Source organism: Streptomyces sp. NPDC036984, from assembly GCF_055607665.1.
The window spans coordinates 487,786-501,473 of sequence record NZ_JBVJRL010000003.1 but is presented as its reverse complement, the minus strand read 5'-3'; the positions used below and the strand labels follow the sequence as shown (position 1 = coordinate 501,473).

Annotated in this window: 12 protein-coding genes and 2 pseudogenes; 6 read left to right on the top strand and 8 right to left on the bottom strand. The window is 72.0% G+C overall.

Annotation, left to right across the window (positions count from 1 at the left end; genetic code table 11):
* Positions 1–36: 36 nt before the first annotated feature.
* The gene (locus ACZ7DL_RS08935; RefSeq protein ID WP_470772616.1) at positions 37–1,077 is read right to left on the bottom strand and encodes a rhamnogalacturonan acetylesterase; all 1,041 of its coding nucleotides are present in this window, start codon (positions 1,075–1,077) and stop codon (positions 37–39) included.
* 189 nt (positions 1,078–1,266) lie between these two features.
* Here ACZ7DL_RS08935 and ACZ7DL_RS08930 point away from each other — a divergent pair, with 189 nt between their 5' ends.
* A complete protein-coding gene (locus ACZ7DL_RS08930; protein WP_470772614.1) occupies positions 1,267–2,940 on the top strand; it encodes a rhamnogalacturonan lyase B N-terminal domain-containing protein in 1,674 nt (557 codons plus the stop codon).
* Between the two features lie 6 nt (positions 2,941–2,946).
* Here the strand turns inward: ACZ7DL_RS08930 and ACZ7DL_RS08925 are convergent, their stop codons facing one another.
* A complete protein-coding gene (locus ACZ7DL_RS08925) occupies positions 2,947–4,359 on the bottom strand; it encodes an RICIN domain-containing protein (RefSeq protein ID WP_470772613.1) in 1,413 nt (470 codons plus the stop codon).
* A gap of 1 nt (position 4,360) precedes the next feature.
* Positions 4,361–5,440: a glycoside hydrolase family 43 protein gene (locus ACZ7DL_RS08920; protein ID WP_470772611.1), complete on the bottom strand. Its 1,080-nt coding sequence runs from the start codon at positions 5,438–5,440 to the stop codon at positions 4,361–4,363.
* A 267-nt stretch (positions 5,441–5,707) separates the two neighbouring features.
* On the opposite strand from ACZ7DL_RS08920, the gene mmuM reads away from it, so the two are divergent.
* Positions 5,708–6,625 carry a homocysteine S-methyltransferase gene (gene mmuM, locus ACZ7DL_RS08915; RefSeq protein WP_470772610.1) on the top strand — a complete coding sequence of 306 codons (918 nt, stop codon included), beginning with the start codon at positions 5,708–5,710 and terminating at the stop codon, positions 6,623–6,625.
* 112 nt (positions 6,626–6,737) lie between these two features.
* Here the strand turns inward: mmuM and ACZ7DL_RS08910 are convergent, their stop codons facing one another.
* Together ACZ7DL_RS08910 and ACZ7DL_RS08905 are read right to left on the bottom strand one after the other, a co-directional pair.
* Positions 6,738–8,282 carry a carboxylesterase/lipase family protein gene (locus tag ACZ7DL_RS08910; protein ID WP_470772608.1) on the bottom strand — a complete coding sequence of 515 codons (1,545 nt, stop codon included), beginning with the start codon at positions 8,280–8,282 and terminating at the stop codon, positions 6,738–6,740.
* A 235-nt stretch (positions 8,283–8,517) separates the two neighbouring features.
* On the bottom strand, positions 8,518–8,853 hold the full coding sequence (locus tag ACZ7DL_RS08905; RefSeq protein WP_470772606.1) for a YciI family protein: 336 nt from the start codon (positions 8,851–8,853) through the stop codon (positions 8,518–8,520).
* A 102-nt stretch (positions 8,854–8,955) separates the two neighbouring features.
* Between ACZ7DL_RS08905 and ACZ7DL_RS08900 the strand changes: the two genes are divergently transcribed.
* The 3 genes from ACZ7DL_RS08900 (at position 8,956) to ACZ7DL_RS08890 (ending at position 11,441) form a co-directional block, all read left to right on the top strand.
* Positions 8,956–9,849 carry a LysR family transcriptional regulator gene (locus ACZ7DL_RS08900; RefSeq protein WP_470772604.1) on the top strand — a complete coding sequence of 298 codons (894 nt, stop codon included), beginning with the start codon at positions 8,956–8,958 and terminating at the stop codon, positions 9,847–9,849.
* Between the two features lie 233 nt (positions 9,850–10,082).
* Positions 10,083–11,174: a LacI family DNA-binding transcriptional regulator gene (locus tag ACZ7DL_RS08895; protein WP_470772603.1), complete on the top strand. Its 1,092-nt coding sequence runs from the start codon at positions 10,083–10,085 to the stop codon at positions 11,172–11,174.
* A 63-nt stretch (positions 11,175–11,237) separates the two neighbouring features.
* The gene (locus ACZ7DL_RS08890) at positions 11,238–11,441 is read left to right on the top strand and encodes a hypothetical protein (protein WP_470772601.1); all 204 of its coding nucleotides are present in this window, start codon (positions 11,238–11,240) and stop codon (positions 11,439–11,441) included.
* Between the two features lie 103 nt (positions 11,442–11,544).
* On the opposite strand, the gene ACZ7DL_RS08885 is transcribed toward ACZ7DL_RS08890, so the two are convergent.
* The 3 genes and pseudogenes from ACZ7DL_RS08885 to ACZ7DL_RS08875 form a co-directional block, all read right to left on the bottom strand.
* Positions 11,545–11,802, bottom strand: a complete 258-nt coding sequence (locus ACZ7DL_RS08885) for a hypothetical protein (protein WP_470772600.1) — start codon at positions 11,800–11,802, stop codon at positions 11,545–11,547.
* On the bottom strand, positions 11,799–12,662 hold the full coding sequence (locus ACZ7DL_RS08880; protein WP_470772598.1) for an isocitrate lyase/PEP mutase family protein: 864 nt from the start codon (positions 12,660–12,662) through the stop codon (positions 11,799–11,801). Before ACZ7DL_RS08880 ends, ACZ7DL_RS08885 begins: the two co-directional genes overlap by 4 nt.
* Positions 12,663–12,820: 158 nt before the next feature.
* Positions 12,821–13,237: pseudogene (locus tag ACZ7DL_RS08875) on the bottom strand (ThuA domain-containing protein); the annotation flags it as partial.
* On the opposite strand from ACZ7DL_RS08875, the pseudogene ACZ7DL_RS08870 reads away from it, so the two are divergent.
* Positions 13,154–13,593: pseudogene (locus ACZ7DL_RS08870) on the top strand (hypothetical protein); the annotation flags it as partial. The pseudogenes ACZ7DL_RS08875 and ACZ7DL_RS08870 overlap by 84 nt on opposite strands.
* Between the last annotated feature and the right edge of the window lie 95 nt (positions 13,594–13,688).

Genomic DNA, 13,688 nt, shown 5'->3' with positions numbered 1-13,688 from the left:
GGGACGCCCCGGTTCCGGTCGGGGCGCCCCGGGGGTTCATCCCGCCCGTACCTTGCCCTCGGGCACCAGACGCAGGGCGAGCAGTTCGTCACGGACCAGGCTCGCGTAGAGGGTGGCACCGTGCACGGAGGTGTGCGTGTTGTCGCGCTTCTCGTTGTAGAGGTAGACCGCCTTCGAGCCTTCGACTCCGAGGGATTCGACCAGCGCCTTGGTCCGGGCGGTGAGGTCGATCAGCGGGACGTGCCCGGCGGCGGCGACCGCGCGGATGACGGCCGGGTGGTCGACGCCGAGGCCGTTGACCAGCAGGGCGGTGCCGTTGTTCAGGGTGCCGTCGGCGTTGAACCAGCGGCGCACGATCGGTGTCACGAGCACCGGCTCGCCGCCCTTCTCCCGGACGCCGGCCACCAGCCTCTCCAGGTTGGCCCGGTAGGTGGCCTCGTCGGTGGTCTTGTCGTTGTGCGCGAGCTGGATCAGGACCAGGTCGCCGGGCCGGATCAGCGGCTGGACGGTGGCCCACAGCCGCGGATTCTCCAGATAGCTGACCGTACTCTCCCCGGAGTCGGCGTAGTTGGCGACGGACAGGCCCTTGCCCAGGTACTGCGGGAGCTGCTGGCCCCAGCCGGAGTAGGGGGCGGCGGGCTGGTCGCAGACGGTGGAGTCACCGATGAGGACGATCCGCCGGTCGTGCCGCGCGGGGGTGACCCGGATGCCGGCCAGGGCAGGAGCGGATCCGCCGAGGGCCAGGTCCAGGCCGGGAGTTCCGTCCGCGCCGGTCGGTTCGCCCTCAGGGGTGCGGACGTCCACGGTGAAGCTGCGGGTGACGTGCCCCCCGGGCGCGACGGCGGTCTCGGGCAGCAGGGCGCGGCGCGTCTCCCCGGTGATGCCAGTGCTGGACGCGTCCACTCCGCCGAGCCGGACGGTCACGTCGTAGCTGCCCGGCGGAACGTCGAAGTGGCAGGCGGTGGCGGTGCAGTCGGCGATACCGGGCGACCGGCCGCCGTGAGCCTGGGCGGGTGTCGCGGTCAGTGCGGCGCCCAGGGCGGCCGCCACCAGGGATGCGGCTGTGACACGTCTCATGCGCGGCTCCTCCATCGGTGCTACCTCGGCCGACCCGAGACCGTACCGCTTCCGGCAAGCGCTTTCTAGTATGCGGGGCAATTTCGCTCAACTTTCAACTTGACCCGCGTGAAAGGGCTTTCGCCGAGTCGCTTCGCCTGCCACTCTGCCAACACCCGCAACCCCCACGGCTTCCGAAGGAGGCACCCCATGTCCGGATCCGGGAGCAGATCGGTCCGACGCCGTACCTTCGTCCTCGGCTCCGCGGCCGCGACGGCCTCGGCCGCGCTGGCCGGCCCCCTCGCACGCCCCGCGGCGGCGGCCGGCTTCGGCTGGAGCGACGACGGCGCGAACTACGTCGTCGACACCGGCGCGAACCTGGTGTTCAAGGTCGGCAAGACCAACGGCGACCTGACCTCGCTGGTCTACAAGGGCACCGAATACCAGGGCTACGGCGGCAAGAACTCCCACATCGAGTCCGGCCTCGGCAGCTCCACGGTCAGCATCAAGCAGTCCGGTTCGACGATCCTGATCTCCGTCGCGCACGGCACACTTCGGCACTACTACGCGGCCCGCAGCGGCGAGAACAACGTCTACCTGTGGACCAACAAGGCCGACGACTCGGTTTCCGCAACCCGTTACATCCTGCGCGTCAAGGCGGGGAAGTTCCTCAACGACGAGCCCGACTCCTACACCTACGCACCCACCACCATCGAGGCCTCGGACGTCTTCAGGAAGGCCGACGGCCAGACCCGCTCGAAGCACTACTCCAGGCTGCGCGTGATGGACTACGACTATGTCGGCTGGTCCACCGGCAGCGTCGGTCTGTGGATCGTGCGCAGCAACCACGAGAAGGCCTCCGGCGGCCCGTTCTACCGCTCGCTGCTGCGCCACCAGAGCGCGGACGGCGGCGGCCTGTACGAGATCCTTTACTACGGCGAGAACCAGACCGAGGCCCAGCGCTTCGGCCTCCAGGGCCCGTACGTCATCGCCTTCACGGACGGCGGGGCGCCTTCCTCGTCGCTGTTCCCGGGCGCGCTCACCACCTCGTGGGCGGACTCGCTCGGCATCGTGGGGTACGTGCCGGCGAGCGGGCGCGGAAAGGTCGCGGGCGTCGGGATCTCCGGGCGCAACACGGCCTACCCGTACACCGTCGGGCTCGCCAACTCGGCGGCCCAGTACTGGGGTGCGGCCCGCTCGTCGGACGGCTACTTCTCGATCGGGGGTGTGCTGCCGGGGACGTACACGCTGACCGTCCACAAAGGCGAGCTGGCCGTGTACACCACGTCGGTGAGCGTCTCCGCGGGCGGCACGACCACCCTCAACACGATCGCCATCCCCTCCTCCAACGACCCCGGCAACGCCGGCGCGATCTGGCGGATCGGCGACTGGGACGGCACGCCCGGCGGCTTCAAGAACGCCGACCTGATGACGTACGCCCACCCCTCCGACGTCCGGGCCGCGTCCTGGACCGGCAACGTGGTGATCGGCAACGGCGAGACGGCGTCCTTCCCCTGCTATCTCTGGAAGGACGTCAACAGCGGGATCATCGTCTACTTCAAGCTGACCGCGGCCCAGGCCGCCGCCGCGCACACCCTGCGCATCGGCGTGACGACGGCCTACGCCAACGGCCGGCCGCAGATCGCCGTCAACGACTGGACCTCGCCGATCCCCTCGCCGCCCACCCAGCCGAGCACCCGGTCACTGACCGTGGGCTCGTACCGGGGCAACAACCACACCTTCAGCTTCACCGTTCCGGCGAGCGCCTGGCTCACGGACACCAGTCGGTACAACCAGCTGAAGATCTATGTGGCGAGCGGCTCGGGGACGACGTCCTATCTCAGCGCGGGCACGTCGATCGACGCGATCGACCTGCTGGCCTAGGGATCCTCATGTCCCGCGCGTCCACTGCTGATTGGTCCCTCCGTTGCACGTGTACGTGATGATCGCGGCGGAGTCGGCGGTGGACGCACCGCTCACGTCCAGGCACTTGCCGGTGGCGCGGGACTCGATGTTCACGTGGGAGCCGCCGGCGGTGACCGACCACTGCTGGCTGGTCGCCGAGGCATCGCAGTTCTCCTGCGTCACCGTGCCGGCGTTCTCCTGGACGCACAGCGAGCTGTGCCGGGTCACCAGCTGGTAGTAAACGCTCCCGACGGGCTTGAACCAGTACTTCTGGTTGGTGCCGCCGTTGCAGTCGTACTGCTTGATCTGGGCACCCGCCCACACCGACTGGCTGGTGACGTCGGCACACCTGCCGCTGTGCCGCGCGATCAGCGTGTTGTACGTGGCACTCGTGCCGCCGACCGACCCGGTGGCCGTTTCGATGGTGACCTCCGGGGTCCAGGACATCGACATGGAGGTCGAGGACGGGAAGGTCAGCGGCAGCCAGACGTAACGGGAGTCGTTGACGGTACCGCCGAAGGAGTTGCCCCAGCGGTCGCCCAGGTAGAGGTACGAGGTGCCCGAAGTGCCCTGCACGGGAAGGACGTAGGCGGTCTGCGAGCCGTAGGCCGTGGAGTCGCCGATGTTCTTCATCGCGGTCCAGGGACCGGCGAGGTTCGTGGCCGTGGCGTACTGCTGCTGGTTGGGGTTCCAGCCGGTGGCGCCCGAGGTGAGCATGAAGTACACGCCGTTGCGCTTGAAGAGGGCCGGGGCCTCGCGGTGGCCGCCCGGCCAGGGGTTGGCGACGAGGCTCGCGATGCCGGTGTAGTCGGCGGTGAGCCTGTAGATGTGCAGGTCGTAGTTCTCGTTGGCGGCCGAGGCCATGTACCCGGTTCCGTCGGTGTCGACGAAGACCGTGATGTCACGGCTCATGTGCTGACCGAGCGGTCGGAAGCTGCCCTGCCAGGTGTAGGTGCCGTCCACCGTGGCGGAGACGGCGACGGCGGCGCGGGCCTCGCTGTAGTCGGTGCCGTTCTCCTTGTGCATCCACATCACGAACGTGCCGGTGGACGCGTTGTACACGACCTTCGGACGCTCGATGTTGGCGCCGGCCAGCTCCGAGGCGGACGACTGGGTCAGGACGTGGTTGCGGAACTCCCAGTTCTTCAGGTCGGTGGAGCGGTAGGCGTCCACGTACCGGAAGGTGTTGTCGGCGTTGCGGTCCTCGCCGAACCAGTAGTAATAGGCGCCGACTTTGAGGACCCCGCCGCCGTGGGCGTGCACCGGGCTGCCCGACGTGTCGGTGAACTGGGTGCCGTTCGTGATCGCCTGAGGTGCCGCCTGGGCCGGTCCGGCCGTCGCCGGCGCGGCGGCGAGCGCGCAGCACAGGGCCAGCAGGATCGCGTACGCGCGTCTCATCTCAGACACCCTCCTTCACGGTGTCGGCCACGGGGACGCCGAAGTCCGGGGTGCCGTCCGGCTTCCAGCCGAACCTCTGGATCCGGGTGTGCCGGTTGGGGTCGTGCAGCGGGTCGCCGGTGATCTCCTTGTACTGGCGGGCGTGGTAGACGAGGACGTCGGTACGACCGTCCTCGGCGACGGTGAAGCAGTTGTGGCCGGGCCCATACTGCTTCGTGGTGTCGTTGCTGGTGAAGACGGGAGCGGGCGATTTGGCCCAATTGCGCGCGTCCATCAGGTCGCTGTCGGCGTCGGCGGTCAGCAGGCCCATGCAGTAGTGCCAGTCGGTGGCGCTGGCCGAGTAGGTGAGAAAGACACGGCCGTTGCGCTGGAGCACGTACGGGCCCTCGTTGACCTTGTAGCCGACGCACTCCCAGTCGTACTCGGGCGTGGACAGGCGCACCTGGGGGCCGGTGAGGGTCCAGGGGTTGGCCATCCGCGAGATCCACAGCGCGGTGTTGTTGTCCATGCCGGGCTCGTGCTGGGCCCAGACCAGATAGCGGGTGCCCCGGTGCTTGAAGGTGGTGGCGTCCAGGGAGAAGGTCTCCCAGGCGGTCTTGATCTGACCCCGCTCGACCCAGGTCCCCCGGAAGGGGTCGGGGTGGGCGTTCTCCAGCACCCAGATACGGATGGCCCACACGTCCTCGGCGGGGGCCGAGGCGAAGTAGATGTACCACTTGCCGCCGATCCGGTGCAGCTCGGGCGCCCAGATGTGGGCACCCATCGGACCGGTGGTGTGCGCCCGCCAGATCACCGACTCGGCCGCCGTGCCGAGGCCGCCCAGGGTGCGGGCGCGGCGCAGGACGATCCGGTCGTACTCGGGGACGGTCGCCGTGAAGTAGTAGAGGCCGTCGGTGTGGCGGGTGATGTGGGGGTCGGCGCGCTGCGGGACCAGGGGGTTCCCATAGGGGGCCGCCTTCGCGGGGACGGGGGCCCCCTGGGCCGGCCCGGGGGCGGCGGCCAGGGCGCCGGCGGCGAGCGCGGCACCCTTGAGGACCAGTCTGCGGCTGGGGACTTCGGGCAGGTCGTGGTCGCGGCTCATACGGACTGCCTCTCGGTGGGGAACAGCATACGTTCGAAATACCGTTCAGCATCTGTGATCCCGAACGCGGAAAAGGTAAGGGTGGGCCCGGAGGCGGTCAATGGGTTGGACGGGAGGAGGGGAAAGCCCTTTCTCCTGTGCCCCGGCGGTCCGGCGTCCCGGCAGGCTCCCGGCGGCCCCGCGGCCGCAACCGGACCCCGGCCGGCGGGGAGCCCACCTGCCGGGACGCGAGGACCCGTACGCACCCGCTTGCACTAGCGTCGTGACATGACCAGCAACACCTCCCCCAGCCTCGCCGACGCCCTCGCCGCCGGGACGGTCGTGCTCGACGGCGGCATGTCGAACCAGCTGGAGTCGGCCGGGCACGACCTGAGCGACGAACTGTGGTCGGCGCGGTTGCTCGCCGAGCGGCCCGAAGCGGTCACGGAGGCCCACCTCGCCTACTTCCTCGCGGGTGCGAGCGTGGCCATCACGGCCAGCTACCAGGCCACCTTCGAGGGCTTCGGCAAGCGCGGCATCGGCCGGGAGGAGGCCGCGCGGCTGCTCGCCCGCAGCGTGGAACTGGCCCGCGCGGCCGCCCGGCAGGCGACGGAGACGGGCATCGAACGGCCGCTGTGGGTGGCCGCGTCGGTCGGACCGTACGGGGCGATGCTCGCGGACGGCTCCGAGTACCGGGGCCGGTACGGCCTGAGCGTGGCCGAGCTGGAGCGGTTCCACCGGCCGCGGATCGAGGTGCTGGCCGCCGCCGCGCCCGACGTCCTGGCGCTGGAGACGGTCCCGGACGCCGACGAGGCGGCCGCGCTGCTGCGGGCGGTGCGGGGGCTGGGCGTGCCGGCCTGGCTGTCGTACACCGTCGACGGCCGGCGGACCCGGGCCGGCCAGCCCCTGGAGGAGGCGTTCGCGCTCGCCGCCGACGTGGACGAGGTGATCGCCGTCGGGGTGAACTGCTGCGACCCGCAGGACGTCGGGCCCGCCGTGGAGATCGCGGCCCGGGTCACCGGCAGACCGGTCGTGGTCTACCCCAACAGCGGCGAGGGCTGGGACGCGCAGGCGCGGGCCTGGCGGGGACGCACGACGTTCAGCGCGGCGCAGGTCACCGCGTGGCGGGAGGCCGGGGCGCGGTTGATCGGGGGGTGCTGCCGGGTGGGGCCGGAGGGGATCGCGGCAATATCCCAGGCGGTGTGATCAGCGCCCGGCAAGGGGCGCCGGGAACCACGCGGGCAACCACACGAGATCCGCAGCCGGCCGCACGGAACCTCCCTCGGCGAGCAGGCGCTACGGCGTGTGGCCGGGCCGGTCAGCGGCGCAGCGTGCTCACCGAGCGGCGCAGCCGGCGCATCGCGGCGGCGAGTTCGGCGCCGGGCGCGCGGGGTACGGAGGTGCGCGGCGGTTCCGGGACGGTGGACGCCGTCGACCACAGGCCGATTTCCGCATCGCGTGGACCGTACGCCGTATGCGGGACGCCGTGGTCGAAGATCCGTACCGGGCGGGTGGCGTCCCAGGCGGCCCAGCCGGGGTCCCCGGTCGTCGCGAACCGCACCCAGGCACCGTGCATCGCGTCGCACAGCTCCTGCGGGGCGCCCTCGCCGGCCAGCTTCCTGGACTCGGGCACGTCCCCGGTGTCGAAGACGAACCCCAGTTCCAGGGCGTGGCAGGCGCCGAGGTCGGGAAGGCCGGACGGCCACGCGAACTCGTACAGCCAGGCGGCGCCGGGGCGGGCGTCGGCGAGCCGGTGCAGCGGGATCCGCAGCAGGTGGTCGGTGACCATCTGGCCGACGATCTCGGCGGCGCCGGCGTCGGGGTTCAGCGCACGGTAGCCGCGCGGCACCTCGTGGCCGGCGTGGCAGCGGGCCATGGCCCCGGCCAGGGCGACCGCGCCGAGCCGGTCGACGCGCTCCAGCAGGCCGCCGGGCGCCAGCCACAGCCGGTACTCGTCCCGGGTCCAGCCCATCAGCAGCCCGACGTCCCGGGCGGCGGCGCCCTCGGTCAGCGCCTTCAGCGGGTCGCGGGGCACGAGGTCGCCGTCCACGACGATGCCGAAGGCGGGCCCGCCCAGCACCGGGCTGCTGAGCCGGCCGACCTCGGCCTGGGTGCGCAGCAGCAGCTCGCGGTCGACGGCGGCGAACGCCTCGGCGGTGGCGGGGATCTTCAGCCGGGTCGCCATCCGGCGCACCATCCGCCGTACCTTGTCGCGCTCGCAGACCTCGGGCGGGCCGCTCTGGAGCACCGCGCGCCGGATCAGGCCCTGCGTCTGGGGCGCGGCGAGCAGGGCACCCGCGCTGATGGCGCCGGCCGACTGGCCGCACAGGGTGATCCGGCCGGGATCGCCGCCGAACGCCTCGATCGTGTCGTGCACCCAGCGCAGGGCGGCGAGCTGGTCGCGCAGGCCCGGGTTGGGGGGCGCGTCCGGGAACAGGCCGTATCCCTCCACCCCCAGCCGGTAGTTGACCGAGACGAAGACGACCCCGTCGCGTGCGAAGGTGCTGCCGTCGTACACCGGGACGGCCGAGGAGCCCCTGGTCAGCGCCCCGCCGTGGAGCCAGACCAGCACCGGGAGCCGGGCACCGGGGCCCGGCTCGGGGGTCCACACGTTGAGGTTGAGGCAGTCGTCACCGGGGATCACCGGGTCGGACAGGTACAGGGCGAACGCCTCGGAGTACGGCGGTTTCGGTGCGGTCGGCCCGAAGGCGCCGGCATCACGTATCCCGTCCCAGGGCTCGGGCGGCCGGGGCGGACGGAACCGCCGGGGGCCGAAGGGCGGGGCGGCGTAGGGGATGCCCCGGAAGACCGCGATTCCCCGCTCGTACCGGCCGCGTACGGCCCCGTGGGGCGTTTCGGCCACGGGACCCGTCCGGTCTGCCGTCACATCGCCCACCAGCCCTTCGCCGTGTTCCTGCACCTGCACGTGCACCAGCGGCGCCGTGCGCCGTTCACCTCAGAGCACCACAGAGAGCGGAGGTATTCCGGTGCAGGGGCCGCACACTGGGCTGTCCGGAGTACCTCAGGGCCAGGGATCCGGGCTGGTGCCGTGCCGCCTCCGTCCGTGGGGGTGGCCCGCTCCACCGCCGGAGCGGCGCTCAGTCCTCCCGCGTCGTGGCCGCCCTCGGCCCGGGCGGCGACGCCTCGGGGTGTGTGGCCGCCCCGGCGGTGCGCGCGGGCGTCCAGGTGGGGGTGAAACGGAGGATCTCGGCGGTGGCGGCGCCGGTGATGACGAACGGGTCGGAAGCCACGGCGGCATCGATCGCCGACGGCTCGCCGTCGGCGATGATCACCCCGCCGGTGCGGGGCTCCAGAGGGCCCGCGAAGCGCACCATCCCCTGGGCGAACACACCGTGCGGGTTGGTGTAGTGGGCGTCCTTGAGCGCGTCGATAGTCTCCAGCGGCGCCTGATACCTGAGCACAATCACGTACATGCCCCCAGCCAAGGGCAAGCCGTGCCCGTGACACCAGGACCGGTTGCCGACCCCCCTATAGGCTGGCGCCTATAGGGGCTGATCAGAGGGGGTGAGCTGGGCGTGGACGGGCTTTCGGGCGTGGAGCTGCGGCAGTTGCGGTACTTCTCCGCCGTCGCCGAGGCCGGCACCGTCACCGAGGCGGCCCGGCGCCTGCGCATCGCTCAGCCCAGCCTCAGCCAGCAGATCCGGCTGCTGGAGCGGCGCGTCGGCACACCGCTGTTCCGGCGCCTGCCGCAGGGGATGGAGCTGACCGAGGGCGGACGGCTCCTGCTGGACGGCGTCAGCCGGGCGCTCGGCGAGCTGAGTTCGTCGATCGCTGCGGCACGCGCCGCCACTCCGGCGGCGACGGTGGGAGTGTGCCGGGGTGTGGCGCAGTCCGTGCTGGCCCGGGCGGAGCGGGTCATGACGGCCGGTGGGGACCTGCGGCTCGCCTATCAGCAGGTCGACTCCCGGCGCCAAGGTGATCTGCTGCGCGCGGGCACCCTGGCCTTCGGCATCCTGCGCATGCCCGTGGACACCTCGGGCCTTGAGCTGCACACCGTCAACGACGAGCCGCTGGGCGTAGTGCTGCACGGCCGCCATCCACTCGCCGGCCGGCCGGAACTGGCCTGGCCGGAGCTGTGCGGCCAGCGGTTGCTGTGGTTCCCCTCGGAACGCGCCCCCGGCTATGCGGATGCCGTCCTCACGCGTCTGCGCGAGCACGGCTGGACTCCCGGCACCGTGCCCGAGGACCAGGGCGGCCATACGCTGTTCCGCCACCGGCTCATCGGCCAGGACGATCTGGTCGCGCTCCGGACGCGGAGCAGTTCGGCCGGTGACCCGGACCTCGTATGGCGTCCGGTCGGCCCGGAGCCGCCCCGTGAGCGGGTGGTGCTGGCCGCGGCCGCCCGGACGCCGTGGGGCCGGCGGCTGGCGGCCGCCGGCCAGGGCGACTCGGCCGGCGCCGGCGCCTGACCGTCCGCCGGTCGGGACCACGCCGCACGGTGCCCGGTCTCCTTCGACGGCCCGGCGGTTCGAGGTTTCGAAAGTTCCGGTCGGCGCCATCCCGGGAATTCCCCCTGTCTTCCCGCTGTGTTACGGCGCATCTATCGTAGGAAGCGCTTTCTGAACGGCTGGCGAGCAGGCCGCGGAAGCAGCGCCGGTCGCGATTTTCGGTGGCCCACGGGCGGGCCGGAGAGGTGGTTCCTATGGTCCGTGCGGGGAGCACGAGCATGGCGGCCGGGCCGACGCTGGCCGTGGTGGCCCGGGAGGCGGGCGTGTCGGTGCCCACCGCGTCGAAGGTGGTCAACGGCCGCGAGGACGTGGCACCGGAGACCCGCCGCCGGGTGACCGAGGCGCTCGACCGGCTCGGCTATGTCCGCCGGCCGCGCTTCGACGCGGCGAGGGCGCCGGGCCTGGTCGACCTGGTGCTGCACTCGCTGGAGAGTTCCTGCGCGGGTGCGGTGCTGCACGGTGTGGAGGCGGCCGCGTACGAGGCGGGCCTGGAGGTGGTGGTCTCGGCCGCGCCCACCCGGACCCGGGGTGCCCGGCCGGAGCGCGGCTGGCTGGACAGGCTGACCGCGCGCGGCACTTCGGGCGTGCTGTTCAACCTTGCGGAGCTGTCCGCCTCCCAGTACGCCTGGCTGGACCACCACCACATCCCGTACGTGCTCATCGACCCGGCGCACGAACCGCCGGCCGGGGTGGTGTCGGTCGGTGCGGCCAACTGGCAGGGCGGGGTGAGCGCGACCGAGCATCTGCTGGAGCTCGGCCATGAGCGCATCGCGGCGATCGCAGGGGACCGGCGCACGATGGCCGGCGAGGCCCGGGTGGCCGGCTACCGCTCGGCGCTCGCCACCGCGGGCGTACGACACCGCGCCGAGTACGTGCGGCACGCGGGCTCCGACGAGGTCGCCGCCCGGCTGCGCATGCACGAACTGCTGGACCTGCCGGAGCCGCCGACCGCGGTCTTCGTGTGCTCGGACCGGATGGCGCTCGGCGTGTACGCGGCGCTGGCCGAGCGGAAGGTGCGGGTGCCGGACGACATGAGCGTGGTGGGCTTCGACGACCTGCCCGAGGCGCGCTGGGTCGCCCCGGCCCTGACCACCGTCCGCCAGCCGCTGGCGGAGATGTCCGCGACGGCTCTGCGGCTGCTGCTGCGGATGATGCACGGCGAACACCCCGAAGGCACCCGGACCGAGCTGTCGACACGGCTGGTGCAGCGGGCGAGCACGGCCCCGCCCCCGGCGAACCGCCCCGCGGCCTACGCGTCGGTGGCCGGCCAGCGGCCAACTGCGTGATGTGCGAGGCCGGTTCGGGTCCGGAACGGTGACCCTGCCCCCGTGGAGATCGTTTGCCCGGGCATGAACCACACCACGCGTACCGCCGCGGCCCTCGCCGTGGCCGCAGTCGCCCTGGTCACCGCCTACGGCACGGCACGCGCCGCCTGCCACACCCTCGCCCCCGGACAGCAGCGCGCCACGGTGGCCGGGCCCGCCGACGAGCACGACCCGAGGGAGGACGTCGAGGTCGACGAGAACGGCCGCCCCGACCTCAAAGAGGACTGAGGCGCCGGGGAAACCGGTGACACGGTGGCGGCCGGGCACCTCCCGCACGGGGTGCCCGGCCGTCGTCCTGCTCTGTTCGTCCGCCCTCGTCGGTGCGGGCCTCTCAGTCCTCCCCGTCGCGGCCGGGGGCCCCCATGAACGCCTCCACGACATCCACGGCGCTGCCGTCGTGGTCGCTGCCGGCGGTGCCGCTGCCGCTCTGGAGGTTGGCGGCGCGGTCGATCTCCAGCCAGGAGTCGGCGTGGGAGTTGTCGATCACCGTGATCAGACTCCCGGACGCCACGGCGGGTGCGGCGCAGGCTCCGAGGAGCGTGACGGCGACCGCCGTGGCCATGCCGAGCCGGGGTACGGCGCCGGTCACACGCCCACGCCCTCGGGGGTGAGCCGGTCCCGGGCGATGTTGCGCTCCAGCAGGTCGGTGGAGGCCTTCACGCCGACCCCGCCGGCGGGATCCACCTCCGGCAGCCGGCCGTCGGCCGCCTTCAGGCCGGCGAGCGCGGAGTCCATCGCCTCGTGCGCGGCGAACAGGCACGGGGTGCTGTAGATGGCGACGTCCACGCCGAGCTCGGACAGCTCTCCGAGGGAGAGGCGGGGCGACTTGCCGCCGGCGATCTGGTTGAACAGCAGCGGCTTGTCCCCGACGACCTCCCGGATCCGCTTGATCCACTCGACGCTGCGCACCCCGTCGACGAGCACCACGTCGGCGTCGGTGGCCGCCAGCCGCTCGGCGCGGTGCAGGATGTCGTGCTCGTCGGTGGCGTCCGTACGGGCGACGACGACCAGGTCGCGGCGGGTGGCCAGGACCTTCTCCAGCTTCTCCAGATACTCCTCCAGGGGCAGCACCTGCTTGCCGTCGGCGTGGCCGCAGCGGCGGGGCCGCTTCTGGTCCTCCAGGATCACCCCGGAGGCGCCGATGCGCTCCAGGCCCTCGACGACGTGACAGGCGACCTCGGGGTCGACGTACCCGTCGTCGATGTCCACCAGCAGGTGGTGGTGCGGGAACGCGCCCCGCAGTCGCTGGACGAAGGCCACCATGTCGGGCCAGGCGATGAATCCGATGTCCGGCAGCCCGTAGTACGAGGCCGCGAAGCCGAAGCCCGAAACGAACATCCCGTCGTAGTGCTTGGCCGCGATCGACGCGGAGTACATGTCGTACACGCCGATCAGCGGTGTGGTCCCGGGCCCGGCGATGCGCTCGCGCAGCTTCTTACCGTAAGTCAAGGTCCGGCTCCTCCTGTGGGTGGGTGACGCGGGGCGGTATGGGCCACCGCGTCTCGACGCCCTTTGCCAAGACAAGAGCATCTCTAGATAGTCACGTGACCTTCGCCCTACGCCAGCTTTACTCACCCCATCGGCGGAACCGGTTCACCGCAGAAACGTCACTCGAAGAGCCGGGCCGCCCAGGTGAGACCCCCGTCCAGGTGGGCCAGGAAGAGCGGATCGCGATAGGCGCCGGCCGCGTGACCGAGGGCCGTATAGAACACCCGTCCGCTTCCCGGGCCGCGCTCGCGGCACCAGGCCAGCGGATGGTCCGCGCCCATCCCGCCGCCGTCGTACGACGCCTCGTCGGCGCGCAGCAGCACCCGCGTCCGGCCGCCCGGAGCGCGGTCGAAGTCGTACCACTCGTCGGTGAACTCCCACACGGCCGGCAGCTGACGGGTGGCGGGATGACCGGGGTCCGCGACGAGGGCCCGGCCCGGCTGGCAGGCGGGGTGCCGGGTGAAGCGGGCACCGAGGAGTGCGCCGTAGTACGGCCACCCGTACTCGGTGCAGGCCGCCGCGTGCACCCCGGCGAAGCGCGCCGACGGATCGGCGAGGCCCGGCCGCTGGCATCGGTCGCGGACGACGAGATCGGCGAGGTCCTGGAACTGCTCTGGGGCACCGCGGCGGTCAACACGTGGAACTCCCGCCGGGCGGGTGTGCTGTCCTGGCTCGGCTGGTGCCGTGAGCGCGGCTATGAGGGCCGATGGTCCCGGCCTGGGCGAAACGGCTGGCGGTGCCGGACTCCGAGACCCCGGCCCGCTCGAAGATGACGATCGACCGGCTGGTCGCGCGTCGCGAGGTTCATCTGCGGGAGAACACCCTGTGGCGGATGCTGTATGAAACCGCCGGCCGTGCGGAGGAGATCCTCGGCGTGAACATCGCGTCCATGCCGCCCACGGTCTGATGTTGGTGGGCCGTGGCGAACTGGGCCAGCTGCTAGAATGGGCGTGTTGGCCTTCGGCGCCCCAACGGGTGTGTCCGGAG

Excerpts from the sequence above, each read along its gene's own strand:
- ACZ7DL_RS08935 (WP_470772616.1), bottom strand. The coding sequence starts at position 1,077 with ATGAGACGTGTCACAGCCGCATCCCTGGTGGCGGCCGCCCTGGGCGCC.
- ACZ7DL_RS08925 (WP_470772613.1), bottom strand. The coding sequence starts at position 4,359 with ATGAGACGCGCGTACGCGATCCTGCTGGCCCTGTGCTGCGCGCTCGCC.
- ACZ7DL_RS08920 (WP_470772611.1), bottom strand. The coding sequence starts at position 5,440 with ATGAGCCGCGACCACGACCTGCCCGAAGTCCCCAGCCGCAGACTGGTC.
- ACZ7DL_RS08905 (WP_470772606.1), bottom strand. The coding sequence starts at position 8,853 with ATGTACGTGATTGTGCTCAGGTATCAGGCGCCGCTGGAGACTATCGAC.
- ACZ7DL_RS08895 (WP_470772603.1), top strand. The coding sequence starts at position 10,083 with ATGGTCCGTGCGGGGAGCACGAGCATGGCGGCCGGGCCGACGCTGGCC.
- ACZ7DL_RS08890 (WP_470772601.1), top strand. The coding sequence starts at position 11,238 with ATGAACCACACCACGCGTACCGCCGCGGCCCTCGCCGTGGCCGCAGTC.
- mmuM (WP_470772610.1), top strand. The coding sequence starts at position 5,708 with ATGACCAGCAACACCTCCCCCAGCCTCGCCGACGCCCTCGCCGCCGGG.
- ACZ7DL_RS08930 (WP_470772614.1), top strand. The coding sequence starts at position 1,267 with ATGTCCGGATCCGGGAGCAGATCGGTCCGACGCCGTACCTTCGTCCTC.